At 74.3% G+C, this 26,690-nt stretch carries 6 protein-coding genes; 2 read left to right on the forward strand and 4 right to left on the reverse strand.

Annotated elements, in window-relative coordinates; translation table 11 throughout:
* Nucleotides 1-26: 26 nt before the first annotated feature.
* Both FR742_RS24605 and FR742_RS24610 read right to left on the reverse strand, forming a co-directional pair.
* Nucleotides 27-1,202, reverse strand: coding sequence for a glycosyltransferase (locus FR742_RS24605; RefSeq protein WP_148033134.1), 1,176 nt, complete (start codon nucleotides 1,200-1,202; stop codon nucleotides 27-29).
* Nucleotides 1,199-1,465: a phosphopantetheine-binding protein gene (locus FR742_RS24610; RefSeq protein WP_148033135.1), complete on the reverse strand. Its 267-nt coding sequence runs from the start codon at nucleotides 1,463-1,465 to the stop codon at nucleotides 1,199-1,201. The genes FR742_RS24605 and FR742_RS24610 overlap by 4 nt, the downstream gene beginning before the upstream one ends.
* 357 nt (nucleotides 1,466-1,822) lie before the next feature.
* Here FR742_RS24610 and FR742_RS24615 point away from each other — a divergent pair, with 357 nt between their 5' ends.
* The gene (locus FR742_RS24615) at nucleotides 1,823-2,764 is read left to right on the forward strand and encodes a methionyl-tRNA formyltransferase (RefSeq protein WP_148033136.1); all 942 of its coding nucleotides are present in this window, start codon (nucleotides 1,823-1,825) and stop codon (nucleotides 2,762-2,764) included.
* Here the strand turns inward: FR742_RS24615 and panD are convergent.
* The gene (gene panD, locus FR742_RS24620) at nucleotides 2,751-3,158 is read right to left on the reverse strand and encodes an aspartate 1-decarboxylase (RefSeq protein WP_148033137.1); all 408 of its coding nucleotides are present in this window, start codon (nucleotides 3,156-3,158) and stop codon (nucleotides 2,751-2,753) included. The genes FR742_RS24615 and panD overlap by 14 nt on opposite strands.
* Before the next feature lie 74 nt (nucleotides 3,159-3,232).
* On the opposite strand from panD, the gene FR742_RS24625 reads away from it, so the two are divergent.
* The gene (locus tag FR742_RS24625) at nucleotides 3,233-4,228 is read left to right on the forward strand and encodes an ABC transporter substrate-binding protein (protein ID WP_148033138.1); all 996 of its coding nucleotides are present in this window, start codon (nucleotides 3,233-3,235) and stop codon (nucleotides 4,226-4,228) included.
* On the opposite strand, the gene FR742_RS44695 is transcribed toward FR742_RS24625, so the two are convergent.
* On the reverse strand, nucleotides 4,221-26,690 hold the full coding sequence (locus tag FR742_RS44695) for a non-ribosomal peptide synthase/polyketide synthase (protein ID WP_187281290.1): 22,470 nt from the start codon (nucleotides 26,688-26,690) through the stop codon (nucleotides 4,221-4,223). The genes FR742_RS24625 and FR742_RS44695 overlap by 8 nt on opposite strands.

Consider the following 26,690-nt stretch of genomic DNA (forward strand, 5'->3'; position numbering starts at 1 on the left):
GTTCGACATGGTCAGCTCCGGTGGGATCAGACGTGCAGCAGTTCTTCGACGGCCTCGGCGGCCGCCCGCAGCCCCGGCCGCGCCGCCCCCGCGTACGGGGCCACCCGCTCACGGTGGCCGTCGGCGGCCAGCGCCTCGTTCAGCAGGGGGACGATCTCCTCCGTCGTCCACCGCCGCTCGGGCAGCCAGGAGCCGAGCCCGAGCCTGGCCAGGCGCATGCCGTTGTCGGAACGGTCGAAACCGTGCGCCAGCAGGACCTGCGGGACCCCCGCGGCCACCGCCCTGACCACGGTGCCGATGCCGCCGTGGTGCAGCACCGCCCTGGCGCGGCCCATGACCTGGTGGAAGGGCAGGTGCGGGAACCAGGAGACGTCCTGGGGCAGGTCGGCGGGCACCAGGTCCCGATGCCTGGCCACGACCAGGGCGGGCACGCCCGCGGCCGCGCACGCCGCGACGGCGGCGGCGTAGAACCGCTCGTGGATCATGCGGCCGGTGCCGCCCGTCACGATCACCGCGCCGCGGTCGAGCAGGCGATCGGCCTCGGGCGGGACCGGGTCGGTGAAGGTGTCGTCGCCGTACGGCGCCCCCGTCAGCCGGACCCGCGACGGCGCGGCGACCCCCGCCCGGTCGAACCACTCCGGCCACAGCCCCAGGTGGAGCCGGGCCGAGGTGAACCAGGACGTCCAGTCGCCGACAGGCGCCAGCCCGAGCGTCGCCCGCACCGCGTCGAGCCGGTCGCTCATGGTCTCCCGGTACATGTGCACGGCGGGGCGTTCTGACATGTACTGCACCGGCGTCACGGCCACCCACGCGGTGGGCACGTCCAGCACCTCGCCGGCGAAGAGCGTCGAGATCGCCGTGGTGTGGCGCCCCACGAACACCGTCTCCCCCGGCACGTGACGGGCCTTGAGCACCTCGCACTCGAACCGGATCTGGTCGAACAGCCCGATGGCGTCGTAGAAGCGCCGCCACCGGTCCATCCCGGCGCCGAGCAGCATCGGCGTGTCCGAGAGGTATCGCTCGTACTCACGCTCGGTGTCGATGGGCGTGAACTCCAGGCCCTCGCGCCGGGCCACCGCCTCGAAGGGGGCGTGCGTGAGGATCTCCACCCGGTGCCCGCGTTCCCGGAGGATCCGTCCAAGACCCACGAACGGCAGGACGTCGCCGTGCGTGCCGTGGGTGACCATGATGACGGTGGTCAAGGGGACTCCCCGGCCGCGGCCTGGGCCCGCGACCCCTCCTCGATGGCCCGCGCCGCCTCGGCGACCGTCAACCCGTCGACGAAGAGCACCTCGACCGGCAACTCGATCCGGAACTCACTCTCCACCATGGCCAGGAACTGGACCATCGCCAGCGACTGGCCGCCCAGTTCGAAGAAATCCTGGTCCGCGGACGCGACCTCGACCCCGAGGATCTCGGACCACAACCGCATGACCTCGTTTTCGAGCACGCCGAGCACAGCCATGACGCATTCTCCTCGTAGCGCGGAAACGACACCCGTCACCAAGGGAACCGTGCGCCAGGAAACGGGCGCTCATCGCCGGTGATGGGGTTCAGCAAGGGGCAGCCACGCGCCCCACTCGCAAGATCGTTGGGATCGCTCCCAAACGGAACGCTAGGCTCGCGTCAGCACGCGAGTCAACCTTTTCACCGCCATCTGCGCTTCTGTTAGGACGACGGTTGGGAGCGCTCCCAACCGCATAGTCCTCCTACCAGGAAGGCGTCGGAAACTCCGAGCAGGGCTCGGAAAACTGCCCTCCTTGACCGACCTTATTTAGGTTAGGCTCACCTAATCAGGGATTCTCCCCACCAGGAGGCGCAGATGCGGGTCGCGATGTTCGGCTACCAGACCTGGGGACACCGCACGTTGCAGGCACTGCTGGGATCCGGCCACGACGTGGCGCTCGTCGTGACCCACCCCAAGAGCGAACACGCCTACGAGAAGATCTGGGACGACTCCGTCGCCGGCCTGGCCGCCGAGCACGGCGTGCCCGTGCTGCTGCGCGCCCGGCCCGACGACGAGCTCGTCACCGCGCTCAAGGAGGCCGAGCCGGACATCATCGTCGCCAACAACTGGCGCACCTGGATCCCGCCGGAGATCTTCCGGCTGCCCCGCCACGGCACGCTGAACGTGCACGACTCGCTGCTGCCCGCCTACGCGGGCTTCTCCCCGCTCATCTGGGCCCTGATCAACGGCGAGGAGGAGGTGGGCGTCACCGCCCACCTGATGGACGAGGAGCTGGACGCCGGCGACATCCTCCTGCAGCGCGCGGTCCCCGTCAGACCGTCCGACACGGCCACCGACCTGTTCCACCGGACCGTCGCGCTGATCGAGCCGATCGTGCGGGACGCGCTCACGCTGATCGACACCGGCCGGGCCGTCCCGGTCCCGCAGGACCGGTCCAGGGCGAGCTTCTTCCACAAACGCTCGCCGGAGGACAGCCGCATCGACTGGACCTGGCCGGCCGAGGACATCGAGCGGCTGGTGCGCGCCCAGTCGGACCCGTATCCGAACGCCTTCACCTTCTACCGGGGCGAGCGCGTACGGGTGCTGAAGGCGTCGGTGTCGGAGGGCGTCTACGGAGGGACTCCCGGGCGGGTCTTCATCCGCGAGGGCGACGGCGTGGTCATCGTCGCCGGCGCCGACGCCCGCCGGGGGCGCAGCCGGGGGCTGGTGATCGAGCGGGTCCGCACCGACGAGGGCGCGGACCTGCCCGCCACCGAGGTCTTCCGCACCATGGGCGGCTACCTCACCGGCCGGTGACCTGCCGGGCCGCTCCGGGCACCGGGGCGGCCGGGTCCGCGCCGAGCGCGACGATCCGGTTGCACCCGTCGACGTGCACCACGGACGGGACGTACGAGCCGAGCTCGCCTTCTGTCACCTGCCGGTAGGACATGACGATGACGAGGTCGCCCGGCGACACCAGATGGGCGGCCGCCCCGTTGACGCCGATGACGCCGGAGCCGGGGGCGCCCTCGATGGCGTAGGTGACCAGCCGTGCCCCGTTGTCGATGTCGACGACGTGCACCTGCTCGCCCTCGACGAGCCCGGCCGCGTCCATGAGGACCTTGTCGATCGTGAGGGAGCCGACGTAGTGCAGGTGGGCCTGGGTCACGGTGGCCCGATGGATCTTCCCGCCGAGCAGGGTGCGCTGCATCTCCAGCCTCCTTGATCAAAGTTAGGTAATGCTATCCTAAGTTGATTGCAGCCCTCCGGCCAGAAGGAATCCCCATGATCAGTTCCCGTGCGGTTCCGCGAGCCTTCTTATCCCTCTTCCTGGCGGCCTCGCTGGTCTCCTGCGCGGTCCCGGAGCCCGCCGCCCCGAGTGCCTCCGCGCCGGCGGACACCGCGTTCCCGGTCACCATCGAGCACAAGTTCGGCAGCACCACGATCGAGACCAGGCCCGCCCGGGTCGTCACCGTCGGCTGGAACGACCAGGACTTCGCGCTCGCGCTGGGCGTCGTCCCGGTCAGCACCCGCGCGTGGTTCGACGCGTACGCGACCTTCCCGTGGGTCAAGAAGGCGCTGGGCGGCCAGGAGCTGTCCACGTTCTCGGCGGAGCTCAACTTCGAGGCGATCATCAAGCAGCGCCCCGACGTGATCATCGCGATCTACGAGACGATCAACAAGGAGACGTACGAGAAGCTCTCGCAGATCGCGCCCACCGTCATCCAGTCGGACGCCTACGCCGACGAGCAGACCCCCTGGGACGTCCAGACGATCACCACGGGCAAGGCGCTGGGCAAGGCCGCCGCGGCTCAGGCCCTCGTCGACAAGGTCAACGCGAAGATCACTGAGGCGAAGCGGGCGCACCCCGAGTTCGCCGGCAAGGTCCTGGTGGTCGACTTCGGGCCGGAGAACGGGCAGCACTGGCTGATCCCGGCCCGCGACCCGCGCCGCGCGCTGTTCGACGCGCTCGGCTTCGCCGCGCAGAGCGAGGCCAACGAGATCAGCGAGGAGCGGCTGGACCTGATCGACCGCGACGTGCTGTTCGTCAACGGCTCGACGAAGGAGAAGATGCTGGCCTCGCCGGTCTTCTCCCGGCTGAAGGTGGTCGAGAGCGACCGTACGATCTACACGGACTTCTCCACCCCGCTCGGCGGCGCGCTCTCCTACAGCGGGCCGGACGCGCTGCTGTACGCGCTCGACGTGCTCGTGCCGCAGCTCGCGAACGCCGCCGACATGGACCCCTCCACCCCGGTCAAGGACCTGTCCGCCATCACATGAGGCGGGCCAGCAGCGGGCCGACGATCTCCAGCGCGCGGGCGTCCAGCAGTTCGGAGTGGCGGCACTCCACGGCGACCGCGCGCAGCTCGCCCGCCACGTGGGGGCGCCACCGGCCGGAGGCCCTCCCGGTGAAGCCCGGCTCCGGCACGGTGGCGTCGACGAAGAGCACGTCGCCGGGGAACACGTCGTACCCGGCCCGCGCCATCATGCGGTCGCTGTCCAGGTAGCTCTCCACGACGCGCCCGATCTGCTCGTCCGCCAGGACCGCGACGCCGTCGCCGAGGCCGCGCAGGAACGCGACGGCGTCGGCGACCGACATGCGCCCGTCCGGCACCCGGTAGCCCATCTCGGCCAGCAGCGCGGCGACGTCGTCCGCCCCTCCGGGCACCTCCAGCGGCGTGTCCAGCATGCCGAGCAGGCCGATCTCACGACCCTCCGCGGCCAGCAGCACCGCGGCCTTGTGGGCCACCGCGCCGCCGAACGACCAGCCGAGCAGGCTGACGGGGCCTTCCGGGGCGGTGCGTCCGATCAGGCCGGCGTACTCGGTGGCCAGCTCGTCCATGGTCTCGGGCAGGGCGGTGTCGCGGCTCAGGCGGGGCGACTGCAGCCCGTACAGCGGGACGTCCTCCGGCAGGTGGCGCTTGAGCGCGGCGAACTGCCAGGCGAGCCCGCTCGCGGGCGGGAAGCAGAACAGGGGCGGCCGCGATCCGCCCGGTCGCAGGACGAGCAGTTCAGCCATCGCGTCGCCGGCGGGGGCGCCGCCGGCGATCCGCCGGGCCAGGGCGGCGGCGGTGGGGGCGGTGAACAGGTCCGCGACCGGGATCTCGGCGCCCAGCTCCGCGCGCAGGGCGGCGGCCAGCCTGACGAGCAGGAGCGAGTGGCCGCCCAGGGCGAAGAAGTCGTCGTCCACGCCGACCCGCCCGACGCCCAGCACCTCGGCCATGACGGCGCAGACGGCCGCCTCGGCACGGGTGCGCGGCGCGACGCCGGCGGCCGAGGGCGCGAGGTCCACGTCGGGCAGCGCGGCCCGGTCCACCTTGCCGTTGGGGGTGCGCGGCAGCTCGTCGAGCACGACGACGGCGGCGGGGACCATGGAGGACGGCAGCCGCTCCGCGAGGTGGTCGCGGAGCCCGGGGGCCGGCGCGGTGACGTAGGCGACGATCCGGTCCCGGCGGGCGGCGACCGCGACCGCCGCCACGCCGGGGCAGGTGGCGGCGACCGCCTCGATCTCGCCGAGCTCGACGCGGAAGCCCCGCACCTTGACCTGGTGGTCGGCACGCCCCAGGAACTCCAGCTCCCCGTCGGCGCTCCACCTGGCGAGGTCACCGGTGCGGTACATGCGCCCGCCGGTGAAGGGGTCGGCGACGAACCTGGCCGCGGTGAGCCCCGGGCGGCGCAGGTAGCCGCGCGTGACCTGGGCACCGCCGAGATACAGCTCCCCCGCGACGCCGGGAGCCACCGGGCGCAGCGCCGCGTCCAGCACGTACGCGGCCGTGCCCGGCAGCGGGCGGCCGAGCGCGGGACGTTCACCCGGGCGGACGGCCGCGGCGGTGGCCCAGACGGTCACCTCGGTGGGGCCGTACAGGTTGGTCACGCTCGCGGCCCGCTCGGCCAGGTGCTCCGCCAGGGCGGGGGGCAGCGCCTCGCCGCCGGCCAGCACGCGCACCCCGCCGAGCTCGGCGTCGGCGGGCAGCGCCGACCACAGCGACGGGGTGGCCTGCACGATCGTGACCCGCTCGTCCCGCATCAGCCCCGCGAGCAGCCGCGGGTCCCTCACCTGCGCGTCCGAGGCGATGACCACGCAGCCTCCGGTACGCAGCGGCCCCATCAGTTCGAGGACCGAGATGTCGAAGGAGAGCGTGGTCACGGCGAGCAGCCGGTCGCCCGGCCCGGTCACGGGCAGCGCGCCGAGGAAGCACTCCAGGTCTCCCCGGGTCACCACCACGCCCTTGGGGCGTCCGGTCGAACCGGAGGTGTAGATGACGTACGCCGCCGTCCGCGGATCCCACGGCGCGCTCTCCCGGGCGGGGGCCGGGGGGCCGTCGAGCGTGATGCCGCCGGGGAAGAGGTCGCGGGTGCGGTCGTCCACGACGATCACGGCCGGTCGCGCGTCCTCCACCATGAAGCGCAGCCGCTCGGCCGGGAACGCGGGGTCGAGCGGCAGGTAGGCGGCGCCCGCCTTGGCCACGCCGAGCACGGCCACCAGCAGCTCCGCCGACCGAGGCAGGGCGATCCCGACCACATCCTCCGGCCCGAGCCCCGCGAGCCTGGCGGCGAAGGCGTCGGAGGCGGCGTCCAGCTCGGCGTAGCTCATCGTCCCGCCCTCGAACACGCAGGCGTCCGCCTCCGGAGTCGCCCTCGCCAGCGCCGAGAACCGGGCGTGCCACGGCGCTCCGCCGATCGGGGCCGGGCCGCCGGTCTGCCAGTCGGCCAGGTCGGTCCGGTCGCGTTCCGACAGGACGTCCAGGGACTCGATCGGCTGCTCCGGGCATGCGGCGACCTCGGCGAGCAGCACCAGGAGGCGGTCGGCCAGCCGTCGCGCGGTCGCGGGGTGGAAGCGGTCCGCGTCGTACTCCAGGACCATCTCGAACGGCTCGCCGTCGACGAAGGTGAGGTTCAGGTCCACCTTGGGGTCGGCGGCGACCGGGGGCGCCTCCCCCACCGGCAGGCCGAGCACGGTGTCACGCCCGGCCGGGCGGTGCAGGTAGCCGAGCATCACCTGGAACAGCGGGTTGCGGCCCTGCGCCCGCGCCGGGTTGACCGCCTCGACCACCTGCTGGAAGGGCAGGCTCGCGTGCTCGAACGCGGCCAGGTCCGTCTCGCGCACCCGCCGCAGCAGCTCGGCGAAGGCAGGCGAGCCGGACAGGTCCGTACGGAGCACGACGGTGTTGACGAAGAACCCGACGAGGTCGTGCAGGGCGGGATCGGCGCGGCCGGAGGCGGGGGTGCCGATGGGGATGTCCGTACCGGCGCCGAGACGGCTGAGCAGGGTGGCGAGCGCCGCGTGGAGCACCATGAACATGCTCGCCGACTCGGCGTGCCCCAGCTCCCGCAGCGACGCGGCCAGCTCCGGCGGGATCGCGGCGGTCACCTGCCCGGCGGGGCGCCCGGTCCGTACCCGTTGCGAACTCTCGGCGGGCAGGGCGATCTCGGCGGGCAGGCCGCGCAGCCGCCGCTCCCAGTAGGCGCGGTCGTCGTCGGGCCGGTCGTCGAGCGACAGCCAGAGGGCGTAGTCGGCGTACTGCACCGGCAGCGGCTCCCAGTCGGGGGCCCGGCCCGCCAGCCGGGCGGCGTAGGCGGCGCCGAGGTCGCGCAGCAGCGGGCCGTCGGACCACTCGTCCATCGCGATGTGGTGCAGCACCAGCGCCAGCACGGTGTGGCCGGTGTCGTGCTCCTCGACGAGGGTGGCCCGCAGCGGCGGCCCGGCGGCCAGGTCGAAGGGACGGGCGAGCGCCTCGGCCAGCACCGGGCCCGCGTCCGGGCATCGTACGACGTCCAGGTCGATCCGGGGTGCGGCGAGCACCCGCTGCGCGGGCTCGTCGTCGATGACCGTGCGCAGCACCTCGTGCCTGGCCGCCACGTCGCCGAGCGCGGCGCGCAGGGCGGCGGCGTCCACCGCGCCGCGCAGCCGGACGAGCAGCGGGTAGGTGTAGGCGGTCGAGCCGGGGTCAAGCTGCTGGAGCAGCCAGAGCCGCTCCTGCGCGGGCGACAGCGGCACCCGGTCGGGGCGGGGCCGCCGGGTGAGCGGGGGCCGCCCGGACCTCACCCGTGACGGGGCCGCGCCGCTCGTGAGGCGGGCGGCGAGCCGGGCGGGGGTGCGCGCGTCGAACAGGTCGCGCAGCGTGAGGTCCGCGTCCGTGGCGGCGCGCACGAGCCCGAGCAGCCGGATGGCCAGCAGGGAGTGCCCGCCCAGGTCGAAGAAGTCGTCGTCGGGCCCGACGTCGCCGGTGTCGAGCGCCCGGCCGAACAGCGTGCACAGCAGCCGCTCCCGCTCGTCGGCGGGCGGTCGCGAACGTGACGCCGGCGCGCTGGGCGGGGGCAGCGCGGCGATGTCGAGCTTGCCGTTCACGGTCAGCGGCAGCGCGTCCACCACCGCGTACGCCGCCGGCACCATGTAGCCGGGCAGCACCTCCTTGAGCCCGGCGTGCACGGCGGCGGCCAGCTCGGCGCCCGCGGGGCCGTCGGGGACGAGGTAGGCCACCAGGCGCCTGGCGCCGGAGCCGTCGGGGACGGCGAGGACGGCGCTCCGGCGCACCCCGGGCCGGGCGGTGACGGCGGCCTCGACCTCGCCCGGCTCCACCCGGTACCCGCGGATCTTCACCTGGTCGTCGGTGCGGCCGAGGAAGTCGAGGTTGCCGTCCTCCCGGACGCGGACGAGGTCGCCGGTGCGGTACATGCGCCCGCCCGGGACGGACGGGTCGGCGACGAACCGCCCGGCGGTCAGCCCGGCGCGGCCGAGGTAGCCGCGCGCCAGGCCCGCCCCCGCGATGTAGAGCTCGCCGACGGGGGCCGGGCGCAGGAAGGCGTCCAGCACGTGACAGCGGGTGTTCCAGATCGGCCGCCCGACCGTGGTGGTGGCGCTCTCGCCGGTGCCCGCGCCGAGCGTGTTGATCGTGTACTCGGTCGGCCCGTAGAGGTTGTAGCCGCTCACGCCCTCGGCGTCGCGCAGCTCCGACCACAGGGACTGGGGCACCGCCTCGCCGCCGAGCAGCACCAGCGGCGGGCGGTGCGGGCCGTCGAGCAGGCCCTGGTCGAGCAGGTGCCGGGCGTAGGTGGGCGTCACGTTCACCACGTCGACGCGGTGGCGGTGGCAGTAGGCGACGAGCGCGGTGGCGTCCCTGCGCAGCTCCTCGTCGCAGATGTGCACGTGGTGGCCCTCGACCAGCCAGAGCAGCTCCTCCCACGACATGTCGAAGGAGAAGGAGACGGTGTGCGCGATGGTGAGGATCCGCCCGCCGGTCGCGGCGACGGCCGGCGTGAAGATCGCCTCCCGGTGGTTGAGCTGCATGTTGGTCAGCCCCCGGTACGGCGTGACCACGCCTTTGGGGCGGCCGGTGGAGCCGGAGGTGTAGATGACGTACGCGGGATGGTCCAGGTGACCCGGCCCGCGCGCGACGGTGACCGGATCGGCGGGTCCCGACACGTCCTCCAGGCACAGCCGCGCCACCGGGTGGGAGGCGAGCCTGGGCTCCACCGCCCGCGTGGTCACCAGCAGCACCGGGCGGGCGTCGGCCAGCATCGCCAGCAGCCGGTCGCCGGGGTTGTCGAGTTCGAGCGGGAGGTAGGCCGCCCCGGTGCGGAGCACGGCGAACAGCGCGGCGACCATGTCGGCCGACCGGGGCACGGCGAGCGCGACGATCTTCTCAGGTCCCGCTCCCCCGGCCAGCAGCGAGCGCGCGATCTGGTTCACCCGGGCGTCCAGCTCGGCGTAGGTGAGGGTCCGCGAGCCCGAGGTGAGCGCGGGCCGCTCCGGGGTGCGCCGCGCCTGGGCCGCCAGGAGGTCCGCGATCGTGTCCTCGCCGATGGGCCGCACCGCCCCGGCGGGCACGGCGCTCTCCCCCGGCAGCAGCAGCGGCACGTCGGCCACGGTCGCCGCCGGGTCGTCCACGAGGCGGAGCAGCACCCGCTCCAGCCGGGCCAGCAGCGCCTCCGCCCGCTCCCGCGCCACCACGTCGGCCCGGTACTCCAGCCGCACGGAGAGCCGCGCGCCCGGGGTGGCCACCCAGGTCAGCGGGAAGTGCGTGGCGTCCACGCTGGACACGCCGACGATGCCGTGCGCCTCCTCCAGATCGGTGAACGTGTCGTCGCCGAGGAAGTTCTGCAGCACGTACAGGCTGTCGAACAGCTGGTCGCGGCCCGCCGCGCGCTGGATGTCGCCGAGCCCCAGATACTCGTGCGGCATCAGCGCGACGCGGTCGGCCTGGACCCGCCGCATGACGTCCAGCACGCTCTCGTCCGGGGCGAGCCGGACCGCCGTGGGCACCGTGTTGAGGAACACGCCGATCGCCGACTCGACGCCCTCCAGCTCGGTCGGCCGCCCGGCGACGGTCGTGCCGAAGATCGCGTCGCGGCGGCCGGACGCGTGGGCCAGCACCAGGCCGAGCGCGGTGGTGAGCAGCGCGTTGAGCGTCACTCCGGACCGGCGGGCCTGGCCGGTGACGCGCCGCGTCTGTTCCTCGGTGAGCCGGAACGCCAGGCTGGTCGCGGGCACCGGCGCGGTCCCCGCCGCCGCGGGGAACAGGATGGTGGGCTCCAGGCCCGCGAGCGCCTCCGCCCAGGCCCGCGCCGCCGCGTCGCCGTCCTGGCGGGCCAGCCAGGCGAGGTAGCCGGTGTAGACCGCCCCGCCCTCGGGGAGGACGCCGCGCTCGCCGCCGGACTCGTACAGCGCGAACAGCTCGCGCAGCACCAGCTCCCGCGACCAGCCGTCGAACAGGAGCAGGTGGTACGTGAGCAGCAGGCGGTCACGGCCGGGCAGGTGGGCCACGGTCAACCGGCAGAGCGGCGGCGCGGCCGGGTCGAAGGGCCGCCGCCGGTCCTCCTCCATCACCTCCGGCAGCCGGGAACCGTCCGCCGACAGGTCGATCTCCCCGACGGCGGCGTCCAGCCCGCTCCCGACCACGGCGACCGGCCGGTGCCCGCCGTCCGCGACGAACCCGAGACGCAGCGTCGCGTGCCGGTCGAGGAGCGCCGCGTAGGCCCGGCGCAGACGCCCGAGGTCCAGCCGTCCGGCGAAGTCGAACGCGTTCTGCGCCACGTACACGTCGGCGTCCCCGGCGTAACGCGCCTGGAAGAACAGCCCTTCCTGCAACGGGGACAGCGCCCACGTCCGCGGCCCGTCCCCCGGCGCCGCCGCGGTCCCGGCAGCTGTCCGAGGCTCCCGGGTGGCCGCGGTCAGTGCTCGCGGCTCGGCCTTCTCCAGGATGAGGTCGCGGAGCGCGGCGGCCCAGTCGTCGGCGAGCGCGCGCACGTCGTCCGCGCCCAGTCCTCCTTCCGCGTACGTGAGGACGGCGCGCAGCTCCGGCCCGTCGGGCGTGTCGTGGCAGGCGACGTTGATCTCCAGCAGGTACGGGGTGCCCAGGTCAGGGTCGGGGGCGAGGCGCAGCGCGGCGGTCTCCGGCGCCGTGTCCCAATCCCCCTCCCCTCCGACGGGGAACCTGCCGAGGTAGTTGAAGAGCAGCTGGGGCGTGCCGAGCCGGGCGAGCGGGGCCGCGGTCCGGGGGTTGCAGTAGCGCAGCAGCCCGAACCCGAGCCCGCCGTCCGGGGCAGCCCGCACGGCTCGCCGTACCTCGGCGGGACCGGCCGAGCCGCCCGGCAGCCGTACGGGCGCGATGGCGGTGAACCAGCCGACCGTACGGGAGAGGTCGGCGTCGCCCTCGCGGCCGTGCCTTTCCAGGTCGATCACCAGCGGCGCCCCGGCGTCCCCGCCCCTCGCCGCCCGCCAGCGCGCGACCCCCGTGCGCAGCGCGGCGACCAGCGCCTCGGTGACGTCCACGCCCAGCCTGCCCGGGACGGTGGTGAGCAGCGGCCCGGTCACGTCGCCGGGCACGCGGAGGACGTGGTCCCGGGTGGCGCCCACCGTCAGGCCGGTGGTCGTGGCCGACGGGTCGAGCTCGCCGCCCGGCCGCAGCGTGGCCGCCCAGTGCTCGAACTCGGCCAGCCTCGCGGCCTGGGCGGCGTTCTCGGCCAGCGAGCGCGCGTGGGCGCGCAGGGAGGTGCCGACCGGGTCGAGCACGGGCCGCTCCCCGGCCGAGACGGCGTCCCATGCCTGCCTCAGGTCCTCCACGAGGATCCGCCAGGACACCCCGTCGACCACCAGATGGTGGGCGACGATCAGCAGCCTGCCCTGCCGGTCCGGCCCCCTGTCGAACCACACCGCCTCGACCATCCGCCCGGCGTCGGGGTCGAGCCGGTCGGCGGCGGCGTCGGACTCGGCCGCGATCGCGGCGCTCAGGCCTTCGTCGCCGAGCCCCGTCGCGTCGACCGCGAGCACGCCGGGATCCGGGGTGTCACCGGCCGCTCGCGCCTCCAGCGACCACAGCAACGGCGACGGCCTGCTCAGCCGCGACCGCAGCGCGTCATGCCGGTCGACCAGCGCCCGGACGAGCGCGGCGACCTGCTCTCGTGTCATCCCCGCCGGGGTGCGGAGCAGCTCGGCCTGGTTCAGCCGCGAGATCCTCCCGCCCAGCTCGGCCAGCCGGTGCACGATCGGCATCAGCATGATCTCGCCGACGCCGTCTCCCTCTTCGGCGTCCGCCACCGGCTCGACCGGCCGCGGAGCGACCGCGGCCGCGAGGGCCGCCGGGGTCCTGTGCACGAACACGTCCTGCGGTGACAGCCGCAGCCCTCGGCGCCTGGCGAGGTTCACGAGCTGGATGGCGATGATGCTGTCGCCGCCGAAGTGGAAGAAGTCGTCGTCGCCCCCGGCCGAGGCGAGCTGGAGAACCTCCGCGAAGAGCGCCCGCAGCACCTCCGCCGCGCCCCCTCCGGCGCCCGGCCCGGCGGGAGCCGGGGCAGGCGGGAGGGCGGCCAGGGCGTCGCGGTCGAGCTTGCCGTTGACGGTGAGCGGCAGCGCGTCGAGGGGGACGAACGCGGCCGGGACGGCGTAGGAAGGCAGCAGCCTGGCCAGGTGCTCCCTGGCCAGGTCCACCCGCGCTCCCTGACGCGCGACCACGTACGCGACCAGGCGCCGGCGGCCCGGCCGGTCCTCTCGGACGACCGCGGCGGCGTCGGCGATGCCGTCGAGCGTCAGCAGGGCGGACTCGACCTCGCCGAGCTCGATCCGGTAGCCGCGGATCTTCACCTGCCGGTCGGCGCGGCCGAGATGGACGAGGTCCCCGCCGGGGGTGCGGCGGGCGAGGTCGCCGCTGCGGTACAGCCGCCCGCCCGGGGTGAACGGGTCGGCGACGAAGCGGGCGGCGGTCAGCGCCGGGCGGTCGAGGTACCCGCGGGCCAGCTGGTCACCCGCGACGTACACCTCGCCCACGGCCCCCGGCGGGACCGGCCGCAGGTGGCGGTCGAGCACGTGCACGCGGAGGCCGGGCAGCGGCCCGCCGATGACGCTCGCGGTGTCGTCCGACGTCAGGGCGTGGAACGTGACGTGCACGCACGTCTCGGTGATCCCGTACATGTTGACCAGGGCCGTGGCGGGATGGCGCCGCCGCCACGGGGCCAGGCGGCCCGGGTCCAGCGCCTCGCCGCCGAAGATCACGTAGCGGAGCGCGAGCTCGCCCCGCGCCGCCTCGATCAGCGGGTAGAACGCGGACGGGGTCTGGTTGAGCACGGTCACCCGCTCGCGCTCCAGCAGGTCCAGGAGGCGCCGCGGGTCGCGGGCCACCTCCTGGTCGACGACCACCAGCCGCCCGCCGTGCAGCAGCGCCCCCCACAGCTCCCACACCGAGAAGTCGAACGCGACCGAGTGGAACATCGTCCACACGTCCGAGACGTCGAAGTCGAAGACCTCACCGGCCGCGCCGAACAGCGACAGCACGTTGCGATGCGTCACCGCCACCCCCTTCGGCCGCCCCGTCGACCCGGAGGTGTAGATGATGTACGCCGCACTGTCCGCGGCACCGGGTCCGTCCAGATCCGCACCGTACTGATGGCCGTCCTGGGGCGGCTCGTTCAGCAGGACGACCGGTACGGCGGGCTCGGGCAGGCGGGCCAGGGTCGCGGGATCGGTCAGCAGGCACACCGGGGCCGCGTCGTCCATGACGAACCTCAGCCGGGCGGCGGGGGCGTCGATGTCCAGCGGCACGTAACAGCCGCGGGCCTTGACGACGGCGAGCAGCGCGACGACGAGATCGGCCGAGCGCGGCAGCGCCACGGCCACCCTCGACTCGGGCCCCACTCCCCTGGCGACCAGCGTCCTGGCCAGCCTGGTGGCGGCCTCGTCCAGCTCGGCGTGGGTGAGCGAGGTGTCGCGCCAGGTCACGGCCGTGGCGGTGGCCTCCGGCCGAGCGGCGGCGTACGCGTCCGCCAGCGTCGCCGCCCCGAGGAACGCCGTACGGGATGCCGCCGCACCCGCCCGGTCCGGCGACGTGCCGAGCGACGGCAGGTCCAGCTGCGAGACGGGCGTGCCGGGGGCGTGGACCAGCTGGCCGAGGACCCGGACGACCAGGTCGAGCAGCCGCCCGGCCCGCTCCTCGCCGACCAGCGCGACGTCGTACTTGATCTCCAGGGTGAGCCGCTCGCCGGGGAAGGCCACCAGGGAGACCGGGTAGTGCGGCGAGTCGGTGCCGGTGAAGCCGCGGAAGGTGAGCCCGGAGCGCTCGCCGGCGGGCACGGCGGGGAAGTTCTCGACCACGACCATGGTGTCGAACAGCTCGCGGACCCCGGTGAGACGGGCCAGCTCGGCGAGCCCGACGTGCTGCGCGTCGAGCAGGTCGCTCTGCCGCGCGTGCAGCCGGTCGAGGACGTCGCCCAGCGTGGCGCCGGGGTCCCAGGACATCGGCACGGGAATGGTGTTGATCAGCAGGCCGACGATCGTCTCGACGCCGGGCAGGCTGCCGCCGCGCCCCGACACCGTGGAGCCGAAGACCACGTCCGCGCGCCCGAGCAGCCCGCCCAGCACCAGCCCCCACGCCGCGTGCACGAACGTGCTCAGCGTCACCCCCCGCTCGCGGGCCGCCGCGAGGACCTCGCCGACGGGCAGGTCCCGGTGCACGCCGTCGTGCCTGGACACCGCGTACGCGCCGTCGTACAGGCGGGCCGGTGAGACGCCGGCCAGCGCGGCGGCCCACACGTCGCGGGCGGCCGCCCGGTCGAGCCCGGCCACCGCCTCCACGTGGTCGCGGAACGTCACCGCCGGCGCGGGCAGCGCGCGCCCGCGCTCGTACGACTCGACGATGTCGCCGAACACCAGCGGGTACGACCAGCCGTCGGCGACGATGTGGTGCATGGTCTCCACCAGCCGGTGGTCGGCGTCGCCGAGCGAGACCAGCGCGTAGCGCACCAGCGGCGCGGCGGCCAGGTCGAACGGCTCGGCCAGCTCGGCGGCGGTCAGCTCGGCCAGCCGGGCGCGGGCCTCCTCGGCGGGCAGGCCGCTCAGGTCGGCCTCGCGCCACGGCACCTCGACCGTCTCGGCGATCACCTGGACCACCCGCCCGTCGGCCAGTTCCTGGAAGCTCGCGCGCAGGGCGTCGTGGCGGTGCACGGTCGCGGTCACCGCGCGGCGCAGCGCCGCCCGGTCCACGGTCCCGGACAGCTCGGCGACCTGCTGCACCACGTACGTGTCCGTGTGGGCGGCGCCGAACGACGCGTGGAAGTACATGCCCTGCTGGAGCGGCAGCAGCGGGAGGATGTCACGCGCGCCCGCGAACCGGTCCACGTCCCGCTGCGTCAGCTTGACCAGGGGGAAGTCCGACGGGGTGTGCCCGGCCAGCTCGGCGCAGCGGGTCAGCGCCGTCAGCGCGGCCGTCCAGAGCTCCGCCAGCTCGGCGACGTCCTCGGCGGGCATGACGCCGGTCGGCCAGGAGAGCGTGGCCGTGAACGTGGTCCCGTCCGGCCCGTCCTGGGCCAGGGCGTTGATCTCCAGCCCCATCGCGGGGTTGTCCGGGTGCACGCCCTCGCGCAGCGTGCTCCCGCCGGCGGCGAACCGGCCCAGGTAGTTGAAGAGGATCTGCGGCGGCCGCGGCAGGTCCAGGCCGTCGAGGTGGCGCAGGACCCCGTGCCCGAGACCGTTGCGCGGCACCGCGCGCAGCTGCTCCTTGACCGCCTTGGCCGCGCCGGCCAGCCCGGGGCCGGCCGCCATGACCTCGTCCCAGCTCAGCGGCCCGGGATCCAGCCGCACGGGGTGGATGGCGGTGAACCAGCCCACGGTCCGTGACAGGTCCGCGCCGCCGGCGAGCTCGCCGTCGCGGCCGTGGCCTTCGAGGCTGAGGAGTACGGCGGAGCCGCCGCCGCGCCCGTGCGTGCGCCGCCACCGGGCGAGGGCCACGGCGAAGCCGGTCAGCAGCACGTCGTTGACGCCGCCGTGCATCGCGGCGGGCACGGCGGACAGCAGGGCCGCGCTCGTGTCCGGGGGCAGCGCCACCGTCAGCGACCTGACGGTGGCGGCCGTGTCGACGGCGGGGTCCAGCGGGCGGGCGCCCAGCGGCGGGTCGTCGGTGGCGAGGACGTCGCGCCAGTGGCCTGCCTCGTCGCGGAAGCTCGCCCGGGTGTCCTGGATCTTCTCCGCCCAGGCGCGGAAGGAGGTGGGGACGGGGTCCAGGGCGGGTTCGCGGCCCGCCCGCACGTCCGTCCAGGCGCGCGCGAGGTCCTCGGCGATCACCCGCCAGGAGACGCCGTCGACGACCAGATGGTGGATGACCAGCAGCAACCGTCCGGGGCGCGGGCCGCCGTCGAACCAGACCGCCTGGACCATGATCCCGCGCTCCGGGTCGAGCCGCCCGGCCGCCTCCTCTTCAGCCTGCGGGTCCGCGTTCATGCAGAGGGTGGAGGGGTCGAACTCCGCGGGCGGGGGGACCGACAGCGTCCATGTGTCGTCGTGGCGGTCGAGCCTGGCCCGGAGGAGGTCGTGGTGGAGGCAGAGGGCGCGTACCGCCCCTTCCACCTGTTCCCGGTCGAGCCCTGCCGGGGCAGGAAGGACCATGGACTGGTAGAAGCGCTCCAGCGGGGTGCGGGCGAGCATCGTCTCGGCCAGCATCGGGGTGAGCGGGATCGTCCCGGCGCCGGGGTCGTGCGCGGCCTCGGGGGCCGCCTGCGGCAGGGCGGCGGCGAGCGCGCGCACGGTGCGGCGGCGGAAGATGTCGCGCGGGGTGAGGTTCAGCCCGGCCGCGCGAGCGCGACCAGCCACCGCGATGGAGGAGATGCTGTCACCGCCGACGGCGAAGAAGTCGTCGTCGATCCCCACCTCCGGCAGGCCGAGCACCTCGGCGTACACGCCGCACAGCGTCCGCTCCGCGGCGCCGCGCGGCTCCTGCCGTGCCCCGCCTCCCGGCGCCACGGGCTCGGGAAGCGCGGCGACGTCGAGCTTGCCGTTCACGGTGAGCGGCAACTCGGGCGTGATCCCGTACAGCGCGGGGACCATGTAGCCGGGCAACCGCTCAGCCAGCGCCGCCCGCAACCGCGCCGCGAACTCGGCCCCGCCCGGCCCGGCGGCGGCCGGGTCATCGCCCACCGAACCAACCGACCCAGTGGCGGCGGTAGAGGTCGGGACCACGTAGGCGACCAGTTTCCTGAGGCCGGGCGCGCGGGGGTCGGGGCGGGCCACGACGGCGGCCTGCCGTACCTGGGGGAGCGCCGACAGGGCGGATTCGACCTCGCCGAGCTCGACCCGGTAGCCGCGGATCTTCACCTGGTCGTCGACACGGCCGAGGAAGTCGAGGTTGCCGTCGTCACGCCGGCGGACGAGGTCTCCGGTGCGGTACATGCGCCCGCCGGGCAGGAAGGGGTCGGCCACGAAGCGCCCGGCCGTCAGACCGGGCGCGTGCAGGTAGCCGTGGGCGAGCCCGGCGCCCGTGACGTACAGCTCGCCGACCACGCCCGCGGGCACCGGCCGGAGCCACCGGTCCAGCACGTACGCGCGGGTGTTCCAGATGGGGCGGCCCACGGTCGGGGTGGCGCTGTCGCGGGTGCCCGCGCCGAGCGTGTTGATCGTGTACTCGGTCGGCCCGTACAGGTTGTAGCCCTCGGGCCCGCCCGGCCGCCTCAGCCGGTCCCAGACGGCGTCGCCGACGGCCTCGCCGCCGAGCAGCACCAGGCAGGGCGCGTGGTCGCCGTCCAGCAGGCCCTCCTCGAACAGCAGGTGGGCGTAGGTCGGGGTCACGTTGACGACGTCGATCCGGTGGTCCCGGCAGTACGCGACGAGCGCGGTGGCGTCCCTGCGCAGTTCCTCGTCGCAGATGTGCACCTCGTGGCCCTCGACCAGCCACAGCAGCTCTTCCCACGACATGTCGAACGAGAACGACACGGTGTGCGCGATGCGCAGCCGGTCCCGCCCGGTGCGGCGCGCGGCCGGGCCGAAGATCTCGGCCCGGTGGTTGAGCTGCATGTTGGTCAGACCCCGGTACGGGGTGACCACGCCCTTGGGCCGCCCGGTGGACCCCGAGGTGTAGATGACGTAGGCGGGCAGGTCACCCGGCAAGTCCACGTCCAGCGGTTCCGCCGGGAAGCCGGCGAGCCGGTCCGGGACGACGCACCGCCCGCCCAGCCGCCGCTGGTGCGCGGCCAGGTCGCCATCGGGGTCGGCGCAGACCAGCAGGACGGGACGCGCGTCGTCGAGCATGACGGCCAGCCGTTCGACGGGATGGTCCAGCTCCAGCGGCAGGTAGGCGGCGCCGGTGCGCAGGACGGCGAAGATCGAGACGACCATCTCGACGCCGCGCGGCAGGCCGAGCGCGACGATCTCGCCGGGCCCCGCGCCCTGCGACCGCAGCAGCCTGGCGCACTGGTTGATCCGGCCGTCCAGCTCGGCGTACGTCAGCGAGCGCGCGCCGAAGACCAGCGCCACCTGGTCGGGGCAGGCGCGGGCCCGCTCGGCCAGCAGTCCGGCGATCGTCGCCGTGCCGATCGGATGCTCGGCCGCCGCCCACTGCCCGGCCAGTTCGGCGCGCTCCTCGTCCAGCATCAGATCGAGCGCGCCGACCGGCGCCGACAGGCCGCCCGCGAGGTGCTCCAGCAGCCGGGTGAAGCGGCGCACCATCCGCCGGGCGTCGCGTTCGCGCACCACGTCCGGCCGGTATTCGAGCTTGATCCGCAGGTTGGCGCCGGGGGTGAGCACCCAGGTGAACGGGTAGTGGGTGGTGTCGGTGTACTCCACGCCGACGATGCCGTGCTCGCGCTCCAGCTCGGTGAACGTGCTGTCGTTCAGGAAGTTCTGCAGCACGTACAGGGTGTCGAACAGCTGCTCCTGGCCGCAGGCGCGATGGATGTCGCCGAGCCCGAGGTGTTCGTGCGGCGCCAGCTCGACGCGGTCGTCCTGGGCCCGGCGGGCCAGCTCGATCACGGTGGCCGACGGCGTGGCCGCCACCCTGGCCGGGACCGTGTTGAGGAACAGGCCGACCACGTTCTCGATCCCGGGCAGCTCGGTGGGCCTCCCGGCGACGGTCGTGCCGAACACCACGTCGGTGCGGCCGGCCTCGTACCCGATCAGGATGCCGAGCGCGGCGGTCAGGAGCGCGTTGAGCGTGACGCCGCCGCGGCCGGCCTGCTCGCCGAGCCGGGTGGTGACCTCGGCGGGCAGCGCGGCGACGATCCGCTCCGACACCACCGGCTCGCGGCCGATGGCCTCCGGCGCCAGGATGGTCGGCTCCCGGACGCCCGCGAGAGCCGCGCCCCAGGCCGCGGCGGCGGCGTCACGGTCCCTTCCGCCGACCCAGGCGAGGTAGTCGGCGAACGTGCTCTCCGCGGGCGGGAGCGCGCCGCGTGCGCCACGCGAGTCGTACAGCGCGAACAGCTCCCGCAGGACCAGCTCCCGCGACCACCCGTCCCACAGCAGGAAGTGGGACGTGAGCAGCAACCGGTCCCGCCCGCCCGGCACCCGCACCACGGTCACCCTGACCAGAGGCGGACGCGCCAGATCGAACGGCTCCTCCCGATCCGCCCGCGTCACCGCCTCGATCACGGCACCCAGCCCGGGCACCTCCCCCCCAGCGAGCCCCTCGCCGTCGGCGGCACCCAACCCGTCCGCCTTCGCCCCGCCGCGCACGGCACCCAGCTCGTCCGCCTTCGCCCCAGCGAGTTCCTCGTCGCGGACGGCGGCCGCCCGGACCTCAGCCGGTCTCGCGGCGGTTTCGGTCAGATCGACCACCCGCACCTCGGCGGGCACCGTGGCGGCGATGCGCTGGGACGCGCCGTCGGCGGCGAAGGAGGCGCGCAGGGTGGGGTGACGGCGGAGCAGGGCCGCGAACGCCGCCGTCATGGCCGGCACGTCGACGCGGCGGTCGAGGTCGAAGACGTTCTGGGCGATGTAGGTACTGCCGCTGTCGGCGAACGTCGCCTGGTAGTAGACGCCCTGCTGGAGCGGTGACAGCGGCCAGACCTCGCCCTCAAGGGTCTCCGCCGTATCCTGTCCGGTCCCCGTCACGGCGGCGGCGATGGCGGCGGGCGTGCGCAGGCGGAAGACGTCGCCGGTGGTGACCTCGATCCCGTCCCCGGAGAGCAGGCTGACGAGGCGGATGGCGAGGATGCTGTCGCCGCCGGCGGTGAAGAAGTCGTCGTGGACGCCGAAGTCGTCGATACCGAGCAGGGCGGCGACGCGGGCGAGGACCGCCGCCTCCCCCGCCGTCCGCGGCTTCCCGCCGCCGGTGGTGACCTCGGGGTCGGGCAGCGCGCGGCGGTCCCGCTTGCCGTTGGGCAGCGTGGGGAGCCGGTCCAGTACGGTCACCGTCGCAGGGAGCAGGTAGGCGGGCAGCTCCGCGCCCAGCAGGCCCCGGAGCGCCCGCGGGTCGAGCCGTTCTCCCTGCTCGGCCACCACGTACGCGTGCAGGGCCCGTCCCCGCACCGCCACCGCCGCGTCCGCCACGCCCGCGCGACGCATCAGCGCGGCCTCCAGCTCGCCCGGCTCGACCCGGTGCCCGTTGATCTTCACCTGGTCGTCGGCCCTGCCCAGGAACTCGACCTGCCCGTCAGGCGTCCACCGGCCGAGGTCACCAGTGCGGTAGAGGCGGGCGCCGCTGCCGAACGGGTCGGCGACGAACCGGCCCGCCGTCACCCCGGCCCGGTTCAGGTAGCCGAGGGCGAGCTGGACGCCGCCGACGTAGATCTCGCCGGGCGCGCCGGGCGGCACCGGATGGAGGGTGGAGTCGAGCAGGTAGAGACGCGTTCCCGGCACCGGCCTGCCCAGTGTCACCGGTGCCTCGGGGCCGGCCTCGCCCTGGAGCACGTCACCCGCGACCTCGGAGGAGCCGTAGGAGTTGACGATCCGGGCGTTCGGCGAGGCTTTCCTCAGCGACCGCACGCAGGCCCGGTCGAGCGACTCGCCGCTGCAGATCCAGCGGGTGAGCGCGGCCAGTCGCTCGGGCGCGGTGTCGGCGAGCGCCGCCGCCAGGCTGGGCACGGCGAGGAGCTGGGTCGCCCCCGACCGTTCGACGAGCCCGGCCAGCGCCGCCCCGTCGGTCGCCTCCCGGTCGCCCGCGATGACCGTGGTGGCGCCGGCGACCAGGCCGCCGAGCAGCTCGGTCGTACCGTCGATGAAGCTCAGCGAGCTCTTCGCCAGGCGCACCCGCGCGTCCCACGCCTCCGCCGCCCACCCGAGCCGGTTGGCGAGCGCGCCGTGCGTGCCCACGACCGCCTTGGGCCACCCGGTCGAGCCGGAGGTATAGACGACGGACACCACGTCCAACGGCCCGACGACGGTTGACCCAGCGAGCGGACGGTCGGGCGGTCCGGCGGCTGCTGCTCGGATGGTGAAGGAGGGCAGGTCGTGCGGAGGCAGGGTCCTGGCGCTCACCTCGTCCGTGAGGACGCACACCGGGCGGGCGTCGGCGAGCATGAACTCGATCCGGGCGGCCGGGTAGCCGGGGTCGACGGGCAGGTACGCGGCCCCGGCCCGCATCACGGCGAGCAGGGCCACCGCCATGTCCGCCGAGCGGCTGGAGGCCACCGCGACGATGTCACCGCGCCGTACCCTGGCAGCGGCCAGCGTCCCGCACACCCGATCAGCACGGTCGCGCAGCTCGGCATAGGTGAACGTGTCACCAGCACAGACGACGGCGATGCGCGCGGGATGCTCGGCGGCCTGACGCTCGAACAGGCCGACTACGGTGCCGTCACCACTCCCCCGAACTCCCGCGACCTGGCGATCGAACGCGTCATTCACACCGGTGCCACCAACCGCCGGGGCTCCGGTGCCGAAAGCCGTCAGTTGCGCGTACTGCTCCTCGGAGACCAGCTCCACCTGGCCGCATGTCCGGGTGGCGTCGTCGGCGACGGCGGCGAGCAGCTTCTCGTACTGACCGATGAGCAGGGCAGCCGACGTGCCGGAGACCAGCCGCCGGTCGTGGGTCAGCGTGAGCGCGATCCGGGTCCCCGGCTTGGCCAGCAGCGTCACCGGATAGTGGGGCGCCTCGATTGTGTCGACCCCGGCGATCCGAAGCTCACCCTCCCCGGCCGGGGACTCCGGGTAGTTCTCGACGACCACCAGCGTGTCGAACAGCTCGGTCACGCCCAGCCTGCGGTGCAGCGCCGCCAGCGGAACGTGCTCGTGCTCCATCACCTCCCGCTGGGCGCGGGCGAATCGGCTCAACGCGTCGGCCAGCGTGTCCGACGGATGCCACCGCAACCTCGCCGGGACCGTGTTGATCAGCAGCCCGGCCATCGCGTCGATGCCCGGCACCTCTCCGGACGCCCGTCCGGAAACGGTCGATCCGAACGTCACATCGTCCCGGCCGGTCAGACGTCCGAGCAGGATCCCCCACGCGGCGGCGAGCACCGACCCCACCGTGAGCCCGTTCTCCCGCGCCCACCCCCGCAGCCGCTCCCCCACTTCCCCCGGCAACTCCCGTACAACACGCCCGAACCCGGCTCCACCGGCTGGACCGTCGGCGGGGCCGGTGAGGGCTTCGGCGAGCCGGGTGGGCTCGTGGACTCCTGCCAGGGCGGCGGTCCACGCCTCGATGGCCGGTCCGGGGTCGCGCGTCGCGAGCATCCTCAGGAACTCGCGGTAGGGCGGCGGTGCGGGCAGGTCCCTGTCCTCGTACAGGGAGAGCAGGTCGCGCAGGATCAGGGGCACCGACCAGCCGTCGGCCAGGATGTGGTGCACGGTGTGGACGAGCGCGTGCCGCCGAGGGCCGAGCTTGAGCAGCGCGAAGCGCATGGCGGGAGGCCGGGCGAGGTCGAACGGCGCCGACCGCTCCGCCCTGGCCGCCGCCTCGACGGCGGGCCGCGGGTGGTCGAGGTGGCTCACGTCCTCGGTACGCCACGGCACCGTCTGACGGCCCGCGATCACGGCCACGACGTGCCCGTCACCCGTGGTGCGGAAGGCCGCGCCCAGGTTGGGGTACCGGCCGATCAGCCGGTCGGCGGCCAGGCGCAGGCGCTCGCCGTCGAGCGGGCCGTCGAGTTCGATGATCTGCTGGACGACGTACGGGTCGCGTCCGGGGTCGAAGGTGGCGTGGAAGTAGAGCCCGGTCTGCAGGGGCGACAGCGGAAGCACGTCCTCCAGGCCCGGCGACTCGGCCTCGATGGCGGCCACGTCCTCCTGGTCCAGCGGTACGAGCGGGAAGTCGGACGGCGTGTGCCCGGTGACCGTGTCACTGGTGGCGATGGCGGTGAGCGCCCGCGTCCACATCGCGGCCAGCTCCCGCACGCGCCCGGCGTCCAGCACACCCGCCGGCCAGCTGAACCTGGTCGTCAGGACCGGCCCACCGGCCCCGTCCACGGCAACGGAGTTGATCTCCAGCACCCGCGGCAGCGGCATCCGAGGATCGCGCCGCTCCCCCACGACCTCGCCCTCCCCCACAGGCGCCCAGTCACCGACCACCCCGACACCCCGCCCGGCGTCCGGGTCGGTGTCGGGGGTCGCGTCGAAGCGGCCGAGGTAGTGGACGAGCACCTGTGGGGTGACCGTCAGGTCGGGGCGGGGCCGGTCCCCCAGGTATCGGAGCGCGCCGTAGCCGAGCCCGCGGTTCGGCACGCGGCGGAGCTGTTCCTTGACCGCTTTCACCGCCTCGCCCGGCGTGCCGGAGCCGGGGTCGATCAGCGCGGGGTACAGGGTGGTGAACCAGCCGAAGGTACGGGAGAGGTCCACGTCCCCGACGGCCTCCTCCTCCCGTCCATGTCTTTCCAGTTCCAGCAGCACGGCCGGACCGGCACCACGCCATCGGCCCAGCGCGAGCGCCGCCGCCGTCACCAGCACGTCATTGACCCCGCCGTGCACGGCGGCGGGGACCGCGCCGAGCAGCCGCCCGGCGATCTCGGCCGGGATCTCGACCGTGAGGGACTCCTCCGTGGCGACCACGTCGCGGCGCGGGTCCAGGGGCCGGTCGCCGATCATCGGGTCGGGCGCCGAGCAGACGCCCCGCCAGTGGTCCTCTTCGGCGGCGAAGTCGCGGGCCCGGAGCAGCGTCGCCCACTGCCGGAACGACGTGGGCACCGGGGGCAGCTCGACGGGACGCCCCGCCCGCACCGCCTCCCACGCCTGGCTCAGGTCCTCCAGGAGCACGCGGAGCGACACGCCGTCCACGACCACGTGATGGATCACGATGGTCAGCCGCCCCTGCGCGTGCGCCCCGGCGTCCAGCCACACCAGGTCGATCATCCGTCCACGGCCCGGGTCAAGCCGTTCCGCCGCCACGGCGGCCTGGCGCTCCAGCTCCGCCTCCGTCGCGACCCGAGTGATCACCTCCGCGGCCCGCGGCCACCCGGGCTCCCCCACCACCAGCGACCACCGCACCTCACCACGACCATCCCGACCACCACCGGACGGCCCCCCGCGCTCCCCCAACCCCCCGGAGACGGGACCACCGTCACCACCGACCGGCCCCACACCCCCAGATCCGGCCTGATCACCAGTGACCGCCCCCAACCCCAACCCCCCAGAGACGCCCTGACCACCGTCACCACCGACCGCCCCCACTCCCCCGGACACGACCTGATCACCGACGTCGACCGTTCGGGCGCGGAGCATGTCGTGGGTGTCCAGCAGGGCGTCGACCAGCGTTTCGAGCTGGCCGCCCGTGAGCCCCGGAGGCGTGCGGACGGTGATCGACTGGACGAAGCCGTCCATCGAGGGGCCGACGTCCTGGAGCCACGACGTGATCGGAGTGGCGGGGACCGCGCCGACCCCGTTCACTCCAGGCACCGCGACGACATCCACAGGCGTGACCACGGCCGCGAGCGCGGCGGGCGTGGGATGGGCGAACAGGTCACTGGCACGTACCCCGAGGCCCGCGCGCCGCGCCTGCCTGACCACGCCGATCGCGACGATGCTGTCACCGCCCAGCGCGAAGAAGTCGTCGTCCGCCCCCACCTCGGCCACCCCCAGCACCCGCGCGAAGATCTCGCAGATCGCGCGCTCGCGCGGGGTGCGGGGCAAGCGCGTGCGGGCGCGCACGGCGGGCTCCGGCAGCGCCTGCCGGTCCACCTTGCCGTTGGCGGTGAGGGGGAAACGGTCCAGGACGACGTACGACTCCGGCACCATGTACGCGGGCAGCCGGCCGGCGCACCAGTCGCGCAGCGCAGCGGCCGGGACGGGCCCGTCGGCCCGGACGTACCCCACGAGTCGCCGGCCGGTGGCGTCCACGACGACCACGGCCTGCCGCACCTGGGGGTGGGCGGCGAGGGCGGCCTCGACCTCCTCCAGCTCCAGCCGCATGCCCCGGATCTTCACCTGGTGGTCGGCGCGGCCGACGAACTCCAGCGACCCGTCGGGCGCCCATCTGGCCAGGTCGCCGGTCCGGTACATCCGGGAGCCGTCGGCGGCGAACGGGTCGGCGACGAACCGGGAGCCCGTCAGCGACGGCGCCTTGACGTAGCCGCGGCCGAGCAGGAACCCGGCGGCGTACAGCTCCCCCACGGCTCCCTCGGGCGCCCGCTCCAGACGCTCGTCGAGCACGTACAGCCGGGTGTGCGGGTTGGGGCGGCCGATCGAGGTCGCGATGCGCTCGGCGGTGTCGCGGTAGATGACGTGGGAGACGCCGATGGTCGCCTCGGCCGGCCCGTACCCGTGGTAGAGCGTCGTGGAGAGCTGGCCGCGGAAGCGCTCGAACAGCTCCGGGGTGAGCACCTCGCCGCCGCACCAGACGTGCTTCAGCCCGGACAGCAGCGAGGTGCCGCGCGCCATCTCCAGCAGCACGTCCAGCATCGACGACACGAGGTAGACGAACGTGACGCCCTCGCGGGCGATCAGGTCCAGCAGGTACTGGGGGTCGCGCTCGCCGCCGGGTTCCGCGACCACCACGTACCCGCCGGAGACGAGCGGCAGCAGGATCTCGTTGACGGAGATGTCGAACGACAGCGGCGCCTTGAACAGCGACGCGTCGCCGGGCCCGAACCCGAGGATCTCCTCCATCTGCCAGAGCAGGCGGTGGCTGATCGCCTCGTGGCGGATCATGGCGCCCTTGGGCGTGCCGGTGGAGCCGGAGGTGAACATCACGTAGGCGAGCCGGCCGCCCTGGATGGACACGGCCGGCGGCTCGGCGGGCTCGTCGCCGTACCGCCAGGAGGCGAGATCGACCTCGCGCGCGTCCAGCACGTGGACGACCCCCGCCTCGGCGCGCACCTGCCGCTGCCGAGCCTGCGGCCAGGACGGGTCGACGGGCACGAACGCGCCGCCGGCGACCATGACGGCCAGCACGCAGACCACCATCTCGGCGGAGCGGGGAGTCGAGACGGCGACGACGTCCTCGGGCCGTAACCCGCGCGCGCGCAGGTGCCGCGCGAGTTGGAAGACGTACGTGCCCAGCTCCGCGTACGTCAGCCGCACGTCGGGGGCGACCACGGCCGGCGCCCCGGGGGTCCGGCGCACCTGGTCGATGAAAAGGTCGGCGATGGTGGTGATCCTGGCGGGACGGTTCGCTTCCAT

Source organism: Nonomuraea sp. C10 (assembly GCF_008017515.1).
Taxonomy (GTDB): domain Bacteria; phylum Actinomycetota; class Actinomycetes; order Streptosporangiales; family Streptosporangiaceae; genus Nonomuraea; species Nonomuraea ferruginea.

Bases quoted from the DNA above. Each gene is read 5' to 3' on its own strand.
- FR742_RS24610 (WP_148033135.1), bottom strand. From the start codon at position 1,465: ATGGCTGTGCTCGGCGTGCTCGAAAACGAGGTCATGCGGTTGTGGTCC.
- FR742_RS24615 (WP_148033136.1), top strand. From the start codon at position 1,823: ATGCGGGTCGCGATGTTCGGCTACCAGACCTGGGGACACCGCACGTTG.
- panD (WP_148033137.1), bottom strand. From the start codon at position 3,158: ATGCAGCGCACCCTGCTCGGCGGGAAGATCCATCGGGCCACCGTGACC.
- FR742_RS24625 (WP_148033138.1), top strand. From the start codon at position 3,233: ATGATCAGTTCCCGTGCGGTTCCGCGAGCCTTCTTATCCCTCTTCCTG.
- FR742_RS44695 (WP_187281290.1), bottom strand. From the start codon at position 26,690: ATGGAAGCGAACCGTCCCGCCAGGATCACCACCATCGCCGACCTTTTC.